Annotated in this window: 14 protein-coding genes and 1 pseudogene; 4 read left to right on the plus strand and 11 right to left on the minus strand. The window is 59.1% G+C overall.

Annotation, left to right across the window (positions count from 1 at the left end):
- The first annotated feature begins 95 nt into the window (after window positions 1–95).
- Complete coding sequence (glnE, locus tag ERE07_RS15525; protein ID WP_130009946.1) at window positions 96–2,885, plus strand: bifunctional [glutamate--ammonia ligase]-adenylyl-L-tyrosine phosphorylase/[glutamate--ammonia-ligase] adenylyltransferase; 2,790 nt, start codon at window positions 96–98, stop codon at window positions 2,883–2,885.
- Window positions 2,886–2,967: 82 nt separating this feature from the next.
- Window positions 2,968–3,648 (plus strand): epoxyqueuosine reductase QueH, encoded by a 681-nt coding sequence (locus ERE07_RS15530; RefSeq protein WP_130009947.1) that lies wholly within the window; start codon window positions 2,968–2,970, stop codon window positions 3,646–3,648.
- Here the strand turns inward: ERE07_RS15530 and ERE07_RS15535 are convergent.
- The 4 genes and pseudogenes from ERE07_RS15535 to kynU all read right to left on the minus strand — a co-directional run bounded on the left by ERE07_RS15535 (window position 3,603) and on the right by kynU (window position 7,171).
- Window positions 3,603–4,820 (minus strand): CynX/NimT family MFS transporter, encoded by a 1,218-nt coding sequence (locus ERE07_RS15535; RefSeq protein WP_209021159.1) that lies wholly within the window; start codon window positions 4,818–4,820, stop codon window positions 3,603–3,605. The two genes, ERE07_RS15530 and ERE07_RS15535, sit on opposite strands and share 46 nt — an antisense overlap.
- A gap of 65 nt (window positions 4,821–4,885) precedes the next feature.
- Window positions 4,886–5,350, minus strand: coding sequence for a nucleoside deaminase (locus ERE07_RS15540; protein ID WP_130009948.1), 465 nt, complete (start codon window positions 5,348–5,350; stop codon window positions 4,886–4,888).
- A gap of 269 nt (window positions 5,351–5,619) precedes the next feature.
- Window positions 5,620–5,886 (minus strand): annotated as a pseudogene (locus ERE07_RS15545) (amino acid permease); the annotation flags it as partial.
- Between the two features lie 34 nt (window positions 5,887–5,920).
- Window positions 5,921–7,171 (minus strand): kynureninase, encoded by a 1,251-nt coding sequence (kynU, locus tag ERE07_RS15550; protein WP_130009949.1) that lies wholly within the window; start codon window positions 7,169–7,171, stop codon window positions 5,921–5,923.
- 138 nt (window positions 7,172–7,309) lie between these two features.
- Here kynU and ERE07_RS15555 point away from each other — a divergent pair, with 138 nt between their 5' ends.
- The gene (locus tag ERE07_RS15555; RefSeq protein WP_130009950.1) at window positions 7,310–7,783 is read left to right on the plus strand and encodes an Lrp/AsnC family transcriptional regulator; all 474 of its coding nucleotides are present in this window, start codon (window positions 7,310–7,312) and stop codon (window positions 7,781–7,783) included.
- A 139-nt stretch (window positions 7,784–7,922) separates the two neighbouring features.
- Here the strand turns inward: ERE07_RS15555 and clpB are convergent, their stop codons facing one another.
- On the minus strand, window positions 7,923–10,517 hold the full coding sequence (clpB, locus tag ERE07_RS15560; RefSeq protein ID WP_130009951.1) for an ATP-dependent chaperone ClpB: 2,595 nt from the start codon (window positions 10,515–10,517) through the stop codon (window positions 7,923–7,925).
- Window positions 10,518–10,807: 290 nt separating this feature from the next.
- Here clpB and ERE07_RS15565 point away from each other — a divergent pair, with 290 nt between their 5' ends.
- Window positions 10,808–11,536 (plus strand): helix-turn-helix domain-containing protein, encoded by a 729-nt coding sequence (locus ERE07_RS15565; RefSeq protein WP_130009952.1) that lies wholly within the window; start codon window positions 10,808–10,810, stop codon window positions 11,534–11,536.
- Window positions 11,537–11,559: 23 nt separating this feature from the next.
- On the opposite strand, the gene ERE07_RS15570 is transcribed toward ERE07_RS15565, so the two are convergent.
- From ERE07_RS15570 to ccoO, 6 genes are all read right to left on the minus strand, one after another.
- On the minus strand, window positions 11,560–11,814 hold the full coding sequence (locus ERE07_RS15570; RefSeq protein ID WP_167670929.1) for a hypothetical protein: 255 nt from the start codon (window positions 11,812–11,814) through the stop codon (window positions 11,560–11,562).
- Window positions 11,815–11,878: 64 nt separating this feature from the next.
- Window positions 11,879–12,100, minus strand: a complete 222-nt coding sequence (locus ERE07_RS22060; RefSeq protein WP_280634376.1) for a FixH family protein — start codon at window positions 12,098–12,100, stop codon at window positions 11,879–11,881.
- Between the two features lie 98 nt (window positions 12,101–12,198).
- Window positions 12,199–13,698, minus strand: a complete 1,500-nt coding sequence (gene ccoG, locus ERE07_RS15580; RefSeq protein ID WP_130009954.1) for a cytochrome c oxidase accessory protein CcoG — start codon at window positions 13,696–13,698, stop codon at window positions 12,199–12,201.
- Window positions 13,699–13,718: 20 nt separating this feature from the next.
- Entirely contained in the window at window positions 13,719–14,639 is a 921-nt protein-coding gene (gene ccoP / locus ERE07_RS15585; RefSeq protein WP_130009955.1) for a cytochrome-c oxidase, cbb3-type subunit III, read from the minus strand.
- Entirely contained in the window at window positions 14,636–14,809 is a 174-nt protein-coding gene (locus ERE07_RS15590; protein ID WP_130009956.1) for a cbb3-type cytochrome oxidase subunit 3, read from the minus strand. The genes ccoP and ERE07_RS15590 overlap by 4 nt, the downstream gene beginning before the upstream one ends.
- Window positions 14,810–15,469, minus strand: coding sequence for a cytochrome-c oxidase, cbb3-type subunit II (gene ccoO, locus ERE07_RS15595; protein WP_130009957.1), 660 nt, complete (start codon window positions 15,467–15,469; stop codon window positions 14,810–14,812). It lies immediately after the preceding gene.
- Between the last annotated feature and the right edge of the window lie 10 nt (window positions 15,470–15,479).

The raw sequence follows: 15,479 nt of genomic DNA on the forward strand, positions 1-15,479 counted from the left end.
GATTAGCCAGAGCAGTAGTATTTGCAGTATCGTCCTGAGTCTTGTAGCGCCGCTTTTTTTAATGGATTTTCAAGCCTCTTCGCCCCTATAGCCCTATGACCCAGACCATTATATTAGAGTCGGCCACCCGCTGGTCAGGCGCGTTGCGCCGCAAGCTCAATGCCAACGAAGCCTTCGGCCGCTGGCTGGCGCAGGCGGCGCAATACGAGGTCACGCGCAAGACCATACAGGATTGGCTGACCGAACTCAGAGGCGCATCGGGTGACGCTGCCTTGCCGGTCGATCAGGTGCGCCGTGTTCTGCGCCAACTGCGGGCGCGGGTGTTTTTTACCTTGCTGGTCAGAGACATCAATGCGGCAGCGTCGCTGCAGGAGGTCGTTATCGCCATGTCCACGCTGGCGGATCTCGCGGTTGCTGAGGCCTATAAAAGCGTGGCCGTCAGCCTGGCGGAGATCCATGGCGTGCCCCTGGATCCCGTCACGGGACGGCCCCAGGAAATGCTGATCGTTGGCATGGGAAAACTGGGTGGCCGGGAGCTGAACGTATCATCCGACATCGATCTGATCATGCTGTATGGCGAAGAAGGTGAAACCGGAGGCCGACGCAAAATCAGTCATCACGAGTTTTACGGTCGCGTCACACAGCGCATGATGCCTGTGCTCTCGGAACCGGACGCCGACGGACAAGTGTTTCGCAGCGACTTGCGGCTGCGCCCGGATGGCGACGCCGGCCCGCTGGCATGGAGCCTGGATGCGTTGGAAAATTATCTGGTGGCCCAGGGACGCGAATGGGAGCGATATGCCTGGCTCAAGGGGCGCATTATTCCCTGCAGGGCTTTTGCGGACAGTGACGCCAGCGCACAGCGCGAACAACTCGAGCGCTTGCGTCGGCCCTTTGTCTATCGCAAGTATTTCGACTTTGACGCGCTGGCAGCGCTTCGGGGGCTGCGTGAAAGAATACGGCTGGACTGGGTACGTCGTGCCTCCGTCCGCAATGGTGTCGATACGATACACAATATCAAGCTGGGAGAAGGCGGCATACGCGAAATCGAATTCGTCGTGCAGTTGAACCAGCTCATACGAGGCGGGCGCACGCCTTCGCTTCAGCAACGTGGCCTGCTGACGGCACTGCACAAACAGGACAAGGCTGGCGTCATTGCGGATGACGTCGCCGCGCAACTGGCCAAGGCTTACGAATTTCTGCGGCGCGTAGAACATATGTTGCAGTATCGCGAGGATGAACAAACGCACCTGTTGCCTCGCGACCCCGCGCAATGCGAAGGGCTGGCCGAAGCCATGGGCATGACACGCGCGCAATTCGATGAAACCCTGACCGCACATCGCGCCTTTGTCTCGCAGACATTCCGGGACGCCTTCCGCATCGCAGGCATGGGCGGCGAAGAAACTGAGCACCACGATAGTGCCACACCCCAGGCCCAGGCGGAGCCGCCGTGTGCTGACCTGTCCGACCATATCCAGCAAACGCTTGGCGAGAGTGCGGAACGAATCAGCCAACGGGTAGACGCCTTGCTGGACAGCCATCGCATACGCAGCCTGTCGGGCAACAGCCGCCGGCGTGTCGAGGCGTTGCTGCCCGCCATTGCCACCGTGGCGGCCCGCACAACGCAGCCGGAAATCACCGCTGTACGGCTGCTGGACCTGGTTGAGCACATCGCCCAGCGCAGCGCCTACCTTGCCCTGCTGGCCGAGTATCCCGACACCCTGGCACGGGTCGCGCGCATGATCAGCGCCAGCCCGTGGGCCTCTCAATACCTGCTGCGCCACCCCATCCTGCTGGACAGCCTGATCGAATGGCGTTCCTTGCTGGAGCCGCCAGATTTTGATGCCATTTCCACGCAGTTGCGTGCCGAGCTGGATGCCTGCGTGCTGGCGGATGGGCAGCCGGACATCGAGCAACAAATGAATATCATGCGAGATACCCAACACCAGATCAGCTTCCAGCTGCTGGCGCAGGATCTTGAAGGCGTACTGACGGTTGAGCAGTTGGCAGACCAATTGTCGGCGCTGGCCGATATGCTGTTGGCGGAAACGATCAACCGCGTCTGGCCGCTGGTTCAGCCGCGCGGCAAGCGCGACAACCTTGCACCTCCTCATTTTGCCATCATCGCCTATGGCAAGCTGGGCGGCAAGGAAATCGGCTACGCCTCGGATCTGGACCTGGTGTTTCTGTATCAAGACCCCACGGATGAGGCGAGTGAACTCTATGCGAAGCTGGGCCGCCGCACGGCATCCTGGCTGTCCACCATGACGTCTTCCGGACGCCTGTACGAAATCGACCTGCGGCTAAGGCCCGACGGGGACGCCGGACTGCTGGCCGTATCACTGGACGCATTCGATCAATACCAGGTCAATCATGCCTGGGCCTGGGAGCACCAGGCCATCACGCGTGCCCGTTTTGTGGCTGGCGACCCCGCCATCGGTGAGCGTTTTGAAGCAATACGGTGCCAGGTTCTGTTGCTGCCGCGTGATCCTGACAAACTACGTGAAGAGGTGTGTGCCATGCGCGAGAAAATCAGCGCCGGCCACCCCAATCCAACTTCGGACTTCGACCTCAAACATGACCGGGGAGGCATGGTTGACGTTGAATTTGTGACGCAGTATTTGGTCCTTTGCCACGCGAAAAACCACCCCGCCCTCCTGGGCAACCTGGGCAACATCGCCCTGCTGGGTCTGGCTGCCGCCGCCGGATTGATCCCCGATGCACTGGCCGCGCAGGTTGCCGATGCCTATCGCAGTTTCCGCAAGCATCAACATGCGCTGCGCCTGCAAGGCGCAGAAAAGGCCCGAGTGCCGAGCAGTGAACTCACGCAGGAACGCGCCGCCGTCATGCAGTTGTGGAATACCGTGATGGGCGGATCCACTTAGGCGGCTTGGGAATATGGCGCCGGGCGACTAAAATGGTGCTATTAACGTTTACACAGGGTGCCGACACGCGCCCAGCATAGCCATGACCCAGATCAAACGCCCCAAGCTCGTACTGCCCGACAACCGCAAAAAGGTGTTGCTGCACTCCTGTTGCGCGCCGTGCTCGGGCGAAGTCATGGAAGCCATGACAGCATCGGGCATCGACTATGCAATCTACTTTTACAATCCGAATATTCATCCGGATAAAGAGTACGAAATCCGCAAGAACGAAAACATTCGTTTTGCGCAGGAACACAACATTCCTTTTATCGATGCCGACTATGATCGCGACAACTGGTTCGAACGCGTAAAAGGTCTGGAAAACGAACCGGAGCGGGGCCAGCGCTGCACGGTGTGCTTCGACATGCGTTTCGAACGCACGGCGCTGTATGCGCATGAGCATGGCTATGACACCATCAGCAGTTCACTGGGCATATCGCGCTGGAAAGACATGAACCAGATCAACGGCTGCGGCGAACGCGCAGCGGCCCGCTATCCTGACTTGATCTACTGGACCTACAACTGGCGAAAAGGCGGCGGTTCGGCCCGCATGATAGAAATCAGCAAGCGCGAAAATTTTTATCAGCAAGAATACTGCGGCTGCGTCTATTCGCTACGCGACACGAACCGGCACCGCCGCGCTCAGGGGCGCGAGCGCATCAAGATCGGGATCAAGTTCTACGGCAAAGACGAGCTGGAGTTCAATCCCCCACCAGAGGCCTGAAACCCGGGCTGCTTCATCGCCGACGCGTAGCTGCCGGGTGAAAAACGCAGGGTGACCAGCAACATCAAGGTGACGGTTGCCGCCAACAATATCCAGGAAGCCTGAAAGTTTCCGGTGATATCACGCAGCCATCCCGTGATATAGGGAATAATGCCCGTAATGATGAAGCCTGTGCCTTGAACAAAAGCCGCCAGATTGCCGGCGGCACGTGGCTCATGCAAATGATCCAGCGTCAACGTCAGGCTGAGTGCAAAGCAGGCGCCCAACCCATATCCGATCAGCGCTATCCACAGCAGCGGGAAGCTGAGCGGGGCTGACAACAGTCCGGCGAATCCAGCCAACTGTGCGAGCAAGGCAAGCATCAGCCACGGGCGGCGGTCCAGCCTTCCCCGCGCAAATATCGGCACGCTGAGTGCAGCCGCCACCTGGAATATCGTCATGACGCCGATCAATCCACCACTGGCTTCCGCGCTCCAGCCCAACTGGCGATAGGATACGGGCAGCCAGGCCACCATGCTGGTATAGCCACCATTGATCAACCCGAAGTAGAAAGCAAGCAGCCATGCACGGCGATTGGCAAAGAAATGCTGGATGGGGCCTCGTTCAGGCAGAGGGACCGCTTCAGCCGGCCTGGCCAGAAACCACAACAGCAGTGCCAGGATGGCAGGCAAGGCCCAGACGCCGAGCCCTGCCTGCCAACTGTCGAAATACACCGCAGCATGCGGGCTGAGCACTGCGGCCGCGCCGCCGCCTGCCATCAAGGACGCAGAATAAAGACCCAACGCGACCGGAACACGCTGAGGAAACCAGCGCTTGATGATGCCAGGCATCACGGCCTGGATGATGGCCACGCCCATGCCGGCCAGCGCGGCACTGGCAATCAACGATACACCACTGTCCAATAAAAGACGCCAACCGCAGGCGACTGCAATCGCCAGTAGACCGCCCACAACGCCATGTCGCTCGCTCACACACCGGCTGATCCAGGGAAGAAACAAGGCAATCACGCCCATACAGACCACGGGCAGCACCGTCAGCCATGAAACAGCCTGAAAGCCCAGTCCGGTGGCGCCTCGTATTTCGGTCAGCAAGGGCCCAATCGCAGTCAGGATGGGACGCAGATTCAACCCGAGGGCAATGACCACCATCATCGGCAGCCAGACGGCTTTCACTCGGCCCTGCCTAATCCGAGCGGGTGTCCCGCCCGAAGACGGACAGGTCGCAGGCCTCGAAGCACTCAAGCGTCAAGCTCCTTATGTCGCAACCATGCTTCGTATAAGCCTTCCTCGCCTGCCGGGCGCAGCGGTTGGAGCGGAATGGACTGGGACTGTGGCGCCTGGGTCATCTCGGCATACAGAGCAGCCGTGGACAGCGCGTAAGGTTCGCCATCCTCGTTCGAGTAGGCAAAAAAGGCTGACTGAATCCCCGACAAATGCATCGCAGCCATGCACATGGGACAGGGATGCCCACTGGCGTAGATAACACAGCCAACCAGCCGGGGGCTACCAAATACACGGCCTGCCTCGCGTATCGCCAGCAATTCAGCATGCGCCGTGGGATCCTGGGTGCGGTGGGTTTCGTTGACGGCACGAACGACAACCGTGCCATCGCGCACCAGCACAGCGCCAAAGGGGCGCCCGCCCGCCTCGATATTGGCACGCGCTAGCGCAATGGCTTCGCGCATATAGGTTTCATGGGGCATATCGGATGTCTGCTTAAATAGGCAACCAGGTTCCGCCTGCTCGAAGGTGCAAGCTGGGCTTCCTGGCCGTGGATACGACTTAGCTGGCTACTATAGCCTCGATAGCGCATATCGCAAAATTAAATGATTGGATGTGCTTCAGTGAGAATCTCAATACCAATTGTTAAATTTCGTCGGGCGGATTCCGATTAAATAGATGCTAAATGATTCGTCCGCCTGGTCGAACGACCCCGGGAGCGGTCTGGCCCGCAGAAGCTGCGCTGGCAATGGCTGCCGGCATTGCCAGCCTGATCCCAAGGCACAACTGCCAGGATCAATGCTAGCGTGCACAGGTAAAACACAAGCAGTCGCGCGATCGTTGCACGAAAGGCCTGCTTGACGGCGCGTTCTGGATCTTCGGTCTCCGCAGCGGCGACTGCGATCATCTCGACGCTCAGGTAGCTAAAAATGGAGATGATGACTGCCACCCATGTGCCCCACCAGCCGTTCGGAAAGAAGCCGCCATGTGAGGTGTAGGTTGAAAAACCGTACATGGCTGAGGTCCACGCTGTGGTGGACCGCTGTATTGCGTCAGGTCACGGCTGTTCTTTCCTTGAATTCGGGCCGATCCCAGGAACGGGTATCCAGAATGTCCTTGAGGGCGTCGACCGCATCCCAGACGTCGGCGTAGCCGAGATACAGCGGGGTCAGGCCAAAGCGCAACACTTCTGGCTCGCGATAATCGCCAATCACGCCGCGCTTGATGAGTGCCTGCATCACTTCAAATCCATTGGGATGCCTGAAGCTGACATGGCTACCGCGGGTGGCATGGTTCCGGGGTGTAACCAGCGCCAAGGGGTGGGAGGCGCAGCGGTGCTGCACAAGATCGATGAACAGATCACCCAGTGCCAAGGACTTGCGGCGCACCTCAGCCATGCCAGCGTCCAGCGCAATGTCCAGGCCGCATTCAATCAGCGACATCGAGATGATGGGTTGCGTGCCGCACAGATAGCGACGCGCACCCTCGGCGGGCTCGTAGGCCACGGCCATATCGAAGGGGCGGTTATGGCCCCACCAGCCAGAAAGCGGTTGGCGAAAATCATTGCTGAGTCGGGGCGACACCCAGATGAAGGCGGGAGAACCTGGCCCCCCATTCAGGTATTTATAGGTGCATCCCACGGCGAAATCAGCGTCAGCCTCTGTGAGATTAACCGGCACCGCGCCGGCGGCGTGTGCCAGATCCCAGATTGTCAGCACACCGTGCTCGTGCGCAAGCGTCGTTACGCCGTTCATATCGTACATTTCGCCGCTGCGATAATTGACATGAGACAACAGTAGCACCGCTACGGTCTCATCAAGGGCCTGTTCCAGCGGTAGATCGTCATCGATCAAACGCATTTCATAGCCCTGCTGCAACAGGTCTATCATCCCCTGGATCATGTATAGGTCGGTCGGGAAGTTATCACGCTCCGACAGAATCACGCGACGTGACGGCGCACGCTGCTGCTGAATACGCAGCGCAGCGGCCAATGCCTTGAAAATATTCAGTGACGTGGTGTCGGTAATGACAAGCTCGCCTTCTTGTGCGCCAAGCAGGCTTCCCAGCTTGTTGCCCAAGCGTGCTGGCAAATCGAACCAGCCAGCCGTGTTCCAACTTCGGATAAGCCCTGCGCCCCACTCGTGTTTGATTACATCCAGGGCCCGATCCTGGGCGCTGCGCGGAAGCACTCCCAGCGAGTTTCCATCCAAATAAATAATGCCGGGGGGAAGATCAAACTGCTGCTTGAAGGGAGCAAGGGGATCCTGACGGTCTGCGGCCAAGCAGTCTTCGCGAGTTTGCATAGGAAACGCCTCCTGAGTGAACGTATCGAGTCCCATCATGATAAAGGCGCGGTATTGGTGATAAATTGCAAATTCATGCGTCGAGCGAAACTATTTTCGTTATAAGTTGCGCAATAAACTTAATATTGGAATATCGCCATGCAACCCGATGCAATAGATCATAAAATCCTTGCCCGGCTCCAGGAGAATAGCCAGCTCAGCAACCAGGATTTGGCGGAACAGGTTTCGCTGTCGCCATCCGCCTGCCTGCGCCGTGTGCGTGCCCTGGAAGAAAATGGCTTTATACGCTGCTATCGCGCCGTACTGGACGCTGACAAGCTAGGCTTTGAACTGGAAGCCATTGTGCACGTGTCGTTGGATCAGTCTCGTGCCCAGTGGAACGAAGAGTTCCAGGCGAGCATCGCCATGTACGACGAAATTACTGAGGCTTGCATTGTGACAGGCGCCTCCAACTACATTCTGCGCGTGCATACCCGCAACCTCGCGGCCTTCTCCCGGTTTGCGGAAGATAAACTCAGCAAAATCCCGGGCGTGCGCGATCTGTGCTCTCACATCATCATGCGCAAGGTAAAAACCCGCGAAGGCATGCTGCCGTTGGCCAACTGGCGCTAACGGTACAGCGCCCTGCCATAAGACTGTCGCACAAAGTGTCGCGCTTCAAGAAGAACGTGCCGCGTGAGCCGCGCCCGACATACTGGGAAAACGGTAGATGGCGCAGGCAAAGGGGGGCGCCCCCCTTTGCCTGCCGTCGTCATTGCAAGGTGCGGGAAAACACGAACTCGTCCTGATCCCAGTCTACCGGCACCACATCGCGTGGGCCGAACTTGCCTTCGAGGATGAGCCGTGCGATGGGATTCTCGATGTACTGCTGGATGGCACGCTTGAGCGGCCGGGCGCCAAACACGGGGTCGAAGCCGCTGCGCGCAAGCTGCGCCAGCGCAGCATCCGAGACTTCGAGGCGCATTTCCTTCTGGGCCAGGCGAGCGCCCAGGCGTTGCAGCTGAATACGCGCGATCGACTCGATATGCTTGGCCTCAAGGCTGTGGAACACGACCACCTCGTCGATACGGTTGAGAAACTCCGGCCGGAACGATTGCTTGAGTTCGCCCCAGATGACTTCCTTGACCACATCGTAAGGCTGGCCCACCATGCTCTGGATATGATGAGATCCCAGGTTGGACGTCATGATAATCACCGTATTGCGGAAATCCACCGTACGGCCCTGCCCGTCCGTCAGCCGGCCATCGTCGAGCACCTGCAGAAGAATGTTGAACACATCGGGGTGCGCTTTTTCGATCTCGTCCAGCAGAATCACGCTATAAGGCTTGCGGCGCACCGCTTCGGTGAGGTAGCCGCCCTCCTCGTAGCCCACATAGCCAGGGGGCGCGCCGATCAGCCGGGCGACGGAGTGCTTTTCCATGAATTCGCTCATGTCGATACGAATGAGATGATCCTCGGAATCGAACAGAAAGCTTGCCAGTGCCTTGGTAAGCTCCGTCTTGCCAACGCCGGTCGGCCCCAGGAACAGGAAAGAACCATAGGGACGGGAAGGATCGGAAAGCCCCGCGCGCGAACGGCGGATGGCGTCTGATACCAGCATGACGGCTTCGTCCTGGCCCACCACCCGCTTGTGCAGATAGTCTTCCATTTGCAGCAGCTTGTCGCGCTCGCCCTGCATCATCTTGGACACAGGAATGCCGGTGGCGCGCGAAACCACCTCGGCGATTTCCTCGGCGCCGACTTCTGTGCGCAGCAGACGCGGCTTATCGCCTTTGTCGACATCCTGCTTGCCAATCTCGGCGGCCGCCAGACGGTTTTCGAGCTCGGGCAGCTTTCCGTACTGCAGCTCTGCCAGCTTGTCGAATTGACCCTTGCGCTGCAATTCCGCCATGTCGGCGCGCGTACGCTCGATTTCTTCCTTGATGGCCTGGGAACCCTGTACAGCGGCTTTCTCGGCTTTCCAGACCTCTTCGTAGTCGTTGTATTCACGCTGCAGCGAGACGAGCTCGTCTTCGATGGCCTTGAGGCGGCGCTGCGACGATTCGTCGGTGTCTTTGTTGACCGCTTCGCGTTCGATCTTGAGCTGGATAATGCGGCGGTCCAGGCGATCCATGACTTCCGGCTTGGAGTCGATTTCCATGCGGATGCGGGCAGCGGCCTCGTCGATGAGGTCGATGGCCTTGTCGGGCAGGAAGCGATCGGTGATGTAGCGGTTGGACAGCTCAGCCGCCGCCACGATGGCGGGGTCGGTAATGGCAACCCCATGGTGGAGTTCATAGCGTTCCTGCAATCCGCGCAGAATGGCGATGGTCGATTCGACGTCAGGTTCATTCACGAAGACTTTCTGGAACCGGCGCTCCAGCGCGGCATCCTTTTCGATGTACTTGCGGTATTCGTCCAGCGTCGTCGCGCCGATGCAGTGCAGCTCGCCGCGCGCTAGCGCCGGCTTGAGCATGTTGCCTGCGTCCATGGCGCCTTCGGCCTTGCCTGCGCCCACCATGGTGTGCATCTCGTCGATGAAGACAATGTTCTGGCCTTCGTCGTGGGAGAGTTCCTTGAGCACGGCTTTGAGGCGTTCCTCGAATTCGCCCCGGTACTTGGCGCCCGCCAGTAGCGAAGCCATGTCCAGCGACAGAACGCGCTTGCCCTTGAGTGTTTCGGGTACTTCGTTGTTGATGATGCGTTGCGCAAGCCCTTCCACAATGGCCGTCTTGCCGACACCAGGCTCACCGATCAGTACGGGATTGTTCTTGGTGCGACGCTGCAATATTTGTATGGCGCGTCGGATTTCGTCGTCTCGACCGATGACCGGGTCCAACTTGCCCTGCGAGGCAAGTTCCGTGACATCGGTTGTGTATTTGCTGAGCGCCTCGCGATTGGATTCGCCTTCGGAGTCCGACACGGATGCACCGCCACGAACCGCATCGATGGCCGCTTCGAGCGCCGGACGCTGCAACCCTGCGTCGCGCAGAATGCGGCCCGCTTCGCCTTTGTCATCGACCAGGGCAAGCAGAAAAAGCTCGCTGGCGATATAGGTGTCGCCACGCTGGGCAGCTTCTTTTTCGGTGCGTGCCAATACGGCCTGCAATTCGCGGCTGACCTGCAGATTGCCCTCCGCCCCCTGTACTTGCGGCAGCGCTTTGATCTGGGCGTGGACCGCCGGCAAAACCCGATTGGCGGCGACGCCGGCACGCGCCAGCAGGCTGGCGGCCCCGCTGTCGCTATCGGACAGGAGCGCCGACAGCACGTGTGCAGGCTCTATGTAAGGATTGTCGTTTGTTACAGCCAGGCTTTGCGCATCTGCGACCGCCCGCTGAAACTTCGTTGTAAGTTTGTCGAATCGCATAATGATTTCACAGTTATGAAGGTGGAGCCACAGGCTCGGATACAGCTTATGTGTGGACGGCAGGCCATTATTTCAAGGGATGGATGGCTGCTCCGCCCACCTTGGACACTGACACCGGCAACCGCAGCGCCAGGCAAAATACCACTATATTTGTTACTATTCCGGGCGTGCGCCAAACTGACGGCGCGCACGCTACAGGCCCGTTCCAAGCTTCAGAACACCTACCTACAATACGCCTAGGGCAAGCATCCTGTGCCCCACCATTCATTATTCGCCCGCGGGGCGATATTATGCAAAGACGAATATCCATCACCCCGGACGCCACCCGTTGCTCCACCTGCATGCTGAGCGAGCTATGTCTTCCCATCGGCATGTCTCGCGACGACGTCGAAAAACTGGATGAGCTCGTGCAAGAACGTGTGCGACTGAGCAAGGGCAATACCCTGTTCAACCTGGGCGACGCCGCCGATGCCGTTTACGGCATTCGTTTTGGCTCGCTCAAGACCCAGCTCGAAGATGCCTCAGGCCATATGCAGATTACGAGCTTCCTATTGCCGGGCGAGATTATCGGCCTGGACGGACTGCTGACCAATACGCATGTTTCCAATGCCGTTGCGCTGGAAGACAGCGAGGTCTGCGTGATCCGCATACAAGAGATGGACAAGCTGTCGCGCCACCTGCCCGTCTTGCAGCAACAGTTCCGCCGGCTCATGAGCAAGGAAATCAACCGCTCTCACCAGATGGTGATGTCGCTGGGCGCCTTGCGCTCGGAACAGCGTCTGGCCGCCTTTCTGGTGAATCTGTCGCAGCGACTGACCATACTGGGCTATTCTTCGACGGAGTTCATCCTGCGCATGAGCCGCGACGAAATCGGCAACTATCTGGGGCTGACACTCGAAACCGTCAGCAGGCTGTTCTCGCGTTTTGCGCGCGAAAACCTGATTCGCATCCATCAGCGCGAAGTACGTTTGCTGGATCTGCCCGCCTTGCAGGCGCTTTCAGGCGCCGACTGCAACTAGGCCAGGCTGGATGGCATACGGGGCTAGCCTGACGCAGTCTCGCCAAACTCGTCCTGCGCGGGCGCCCTGGGCGCCATATGCAGGGTAAGCGCGCTCGATAGCGCCGACATCAGCCAGAATAAAAAGAAGCCGCCAGCATATACTTGCTGCCGGCTGGCCTGTATATGGCCTAAGAACACGACGTCCAGCGGATCGATCAGTGCGAATACCGTGGCGCTGGCGGCCGCTCCGACCAGGAACGATGGCCATAACACCCACATCCAGGAACGATTACGCATAGTGTCTCCCCTTGAGCAAAAGCTGACGTAGTGTATCCAATCTCTTCGAGCCCGCCGCTTCGGGTCAGGGTTGCCGTGCGCCTGCAGCCAAGTCCGGCGCCTCTCTGGCCACGACCAGGCCGCGCTTGATGCCGCCGTCGCTAATCCCCTGGTCCGAAAAATTCTGCACCGCCAGGGCAATGGTGATCATGCACCCCACCACCGCCAGGGCTGGTCCGGCCATCAGTATCCAGGGCCAGGGCTCACGCCACCACGGTCTGGACTGGTCTGCCCGGTCGGCCGCTATCTCTGCAGACTGGCCTGCATGAGCGGCCAGCTCAGACGCTGCCTGCGGCACATTATCGGCCGGTGAGTTGTCGGACATCGATATTCTCCTGCTCGCCCCTATCGGGGCACATAGAAACTGGATTTTTCAGTCACCGCAATGTCACGTCCGTGATCGTAGTGGCCGATGGTTCGGATCTGAATGTCATGCAAACCTGGCTGCGACTGGCCAGCGGGTGCCCTGACGACCACCGGCACCAATCGGTTGGACGTTGCGCCGACGTGGACGGTGTCTGCCCCGCTATCCGTGGTTTCGATGGACACGCCTGACAGTCCTTCAACCTCCAGCGTGAGGGTGACAGGCTGTTCGGACGCGTTGATGAACTGCAGCCTATAAACGTTTTCTATCATACCGCCGGGGACTTCTCGCCCTAACGCCCCTCTATCCCGTATGACGTCCATGCGCAAGGTTGTACGCGTGCTGAGCGACACGACAAACGCAATGGCAATGGCAAGCAAGATCGCCCAGTAGATCAATACCCGCGGACGCAGCACCCGCTTGCGAACCTCATTCTGGGTCAGACCCTCGGAAATGGCGCTTCCGGACGTATAACGAATCAGCCCAGACTCGTACCCCATCTTGTCCATGACCTGGTCACAGACATCGACACAGGCGCCACAGCCTATGCACATGTACTGCAGCCCGTCACGGATATCGATGCCGGTGGGACAGACCTGCACACAGAGACTGCAATCCACGCAGTCGCCCATGCCCGCTTCTTTGTGATCGATCCGGCGCGAACGTCCTCCGCGCGGTTCTCCCCGCACATGATCATAGGTAACCACAAAGGTATCATCATCCACCATGACACTCTGGAAGCGCGCATAGGGGCACATGTGTTTGCAGACTGTTTCACGCATGAAGCCTGCATTGCCCCAAGTGGCAAAAGCGTAAAACGCCATCCAGAACCATTGCCAGGGGCCCAGCGTCAACGTCAGCAGACCCATGCCCAGTTCGCGAATGGGCGCAAAATAGCCGATGAAGGTCGATCCCGTCCACCACGCAATCGCCAACCAGACAAAATGCTTGGTCGCTTTAAGGCGCACCTTGCGCCAGCTCCAGGACGCCTCGTCGAGCCGGATGCGCGCAAGACGATCACCCTCGATCTTGCGCTCCACCCACATGAAGATTTCGGTGTAAACCGTCTGCGGACAGGCGTAACCACAGAACAGCCTTCCGGCCATGGCTGTGAACAGGAAAAGCGCCAGCGCAGAAAGCACCAGCAATACCGCCAGATAAATCACATCTTGCGGCCAGAGCACCATGCCGAAAATATAGAACTTGCGCGCCCCCAGATCAAACAGCACCGCCTGGCGGCCATTCCATTGCAACCATGGCAGACCATAGAAGATCACCTGGGTGATGATCACCATGGCAATACGCCAACGCGCAAACACGCCAGAAACAGAACGAGGGTAGATTTTGCTGCGCACATCGGATAGCGCCCGCTCCACCTGCGGCGAAGCGCCTCCGGCCCGCTGGAGCCTGGGCGGCGGCCATGCCGGCGCTGCGCCTTCTTTATCCCCGGCGGCAGGTCTTGCTGCGGATTCGCTATCCATGATGCGCTATCCCTGTCTGTTTACCTGGCTGTGCCAGCGTCGCGATTGGTCAGCCCCCACACCCACGCCGTCAGCATGCGGATCTGATCGTCAGTCAGGATGCCTTCCTGCGCCGGCATGATGTTCTCGCGCCCCTTCAGAATGGTTTCCACAATCGCCGCTTCAGAGCTGCCGTACAGCCAGATGCCATCGGTAAGATTGGGCGCTCCGACAGCAGTATTGCCTTTGCCATCGATGCCGTGGCACGCTACGCAATAAGTCTCGAATCCGCGTTTGCCGGGCACAACGCGCAGCGCATCGCTGGCCAGGCCCGAGAGCGATCGCACATACTGTGCAATATCCGATGCCTGTGCCGGGCTGACCGCCGAGGCCCATGGCGGCATCATGCCGTGTCGACCCTTGGCAATGGTGTGCAGAATCTGTTCAGGCTCGCCACCGTGCAGCCAGTCGCCATCCGCCAGGTTGGGAAAATTGCCCGCGCCACGCGCATCGGAGCCATGGCACTGCGCACAGTTGTTCAAAAACAGACGCTGGCCGATCTGACGCGCGTTCTCGTCGGCGGCGATTGCCGTCAATGGCATGTCGCGATAGCGGCTGTATACCGGCTCGATCTGTTCGCGCAACGCTTCCTGCTGTGCCTTGACCTGGTTGGCGGCCGTATAGCCCAGCGTACCCTTATATTCTCCCAGACCGGGGTAGAAAAACAGGATGGCCAGCGCGACAATGCACAGCCCAAGATAGAACACGGTCCACCATCGCGGCACCGGGTTGTTCAGCTCAGTGAGGTCGCCATCCCAGACATGGCCTGTATCCTGCGCAACAGGCACTGTTTTGCCGAGCCAGGCACGCTGCGAGAACAGCAGCCATAGGCAAAATGCGATGCCGCCCAGCGTGATGATGGCAATAAAATAGCTCCAGAAGCCGCTGACGAAATCACTCATGATGCGTTCCTTTCTTCATGTTGGGTTGCCGACTCGTCAGGCACGGCGAACGGCAGCAACGACGCCTCCCGGTTGGCGTGCGCCCGTCCCGCGGAAAACGCCCACCACACAATGCCCAGAAAAGTGATCGTGGCCAGGATGGTGGCCAGCCCATTGATGATCGCCATCATTTACAGCCCCCCGTCCACGACCGCCTTGGCGGCGGCCTCGCGTCCCACTACGCCCAGGCCTTGGAGATAGGCGATCAGTGCGTCTTCTTCCGTCTTCCCCTTTAACGCCTCGGGCGCTTTCTCGATCTGCTCATCCGTGTACGGCACACCGATCTTGCGCAGCGCGCGCATGCGCTCCTGCACGTTCTCCTTTTCTACCGACTGGTGCTGCAGCCAGGGATAAGCCGGCATATTCGACTCCTTTACAACATCACGCGGATTGCGCAGATGCAGACGGTGCCAGTCATCGGAGTAGCGCTTGCCCACCCGCGCCAGATCTGGGCCGGTACGTTTGGATCCCCAAAGAAAGGGATAGTCGTAGGTGGATTCCCCTGCCAGCGAATACGGGCCGTAGCGCTGCACCTCGAAGCTGAGCATGCGAATCTGCTGGGAATGGCAGCCCACACAACCTTCGCGGATATAGACATCACGTCCGATGAGATGCAACGGCTCATAGGGCTGCACGCCTTCGATCGGTTGCGTGGTCGAGTGCTGAAAGAACAGCGGCACGATCTGCACCAGGCCGGCAAAGGAGATCACGGCGATACTCAGGATAATCAGCAAGCCCACGTTGGTTTCAATAAGCTTGTGGGAGAAGCCGGAAGATTTTTGATTGGCCATTTTTTCTCTC

It is taken from the genome of Allopusillimonas ginsengisoli, from assembly GCF_004153455.1.
Classification (GTDB): Bacteria; Pseudomonadota; Gammaproteobacteria; order Burkholderiales; family Burkholderiaceae_B; genus Allopusillimonas; species Allopusillimonas ginsengisoli.

Excerpts from the sequence above, each read along its gene's own strand:
- clpB (WP_130009951.1), bottom strand. The coding sequence starts at position 10,517 with ATGCGATTCGACAAACTTACAACGAAGTTTCAGCGGGCGGTCGCAGAT.
- kynU (WP_130009949.1), bottom strand. The coding sequence starts at position 7,171 with ATGCAAACTCGCGAAGACTGCTTGGCCGCAGACCGTCAGGATCCCCTT.
- ERE07_RS15590 (WP_130009956.1), bottom strand. The coding sequence starts at position 14,809 with ATGATGGCGATCATCAATGGGCTGGCCACCATCCTGGCCACGATCACT.
- glnE (WP_130009946.1), top strand. The coding sequence starts at position 96 with ATGACCCAGACCATTATATTAGAGTCGGCCACCCGCTGGTCAGGCGCG.
- ERE07_RS15565 (WP_130009952.1), top strand. The coding sequence starts at position 10,808 with ATGCAAAGACGAATATCCATCACCCCGGACGCCACCCGTTGCTCCACC.
- ERE07_RS15530 (WP_130009947.1), top strand. The coding sequence starts at position 2,968 with ATGACCCAGATCAAACGCCCCAAGCTCGTACTGCCCGACAACCGCAAA.
- ERE07_RS15570 (WP_167670929.1), bottom strand. The coding sequence starts at position 11,814 with ATGCGTAATCGTTCCTGGATGTGGGTGTTATGGCCATCGTTCCTGGTC.
- ERE07_RS15555 (WP_130009950.1), top strand. The coding sequence starts at position 7,310 with ATGCAACCCGATGCAATAGATCATAAAATCCTTGCCCGGCTCCAGGAG.
- ccoO (WP_130009957.1), bottom strand. The coding sequence starts at position 15,469 with ATGGCCAATCAAAAATCTTCCGGCTTCTCCCACAAGCTTATTGAAACC.
- ccoP (WP_130009955.1), bottom strand. The coding sequence starts at position 14,639 with ATGAGTGATTTCGTCAGCGGCTTCTGGAGCTATTTTATTGCCATCATC.
- ccoG (WP_130009954.1), bottom strand. The coding sequence starts at position 13,698 with ATGGATAGCGAATCCGCAGCAAGACCTGCCGCCGGGGATAAAGAAGGC.
- ERE07_RS15540 (WP_130009948.1), bottom strand. The coding sequence starts at position 5,350 with ATGCCCCATGAAACCTATATGCGCGAAGCCATTGCGCTAGCGCGTGCC.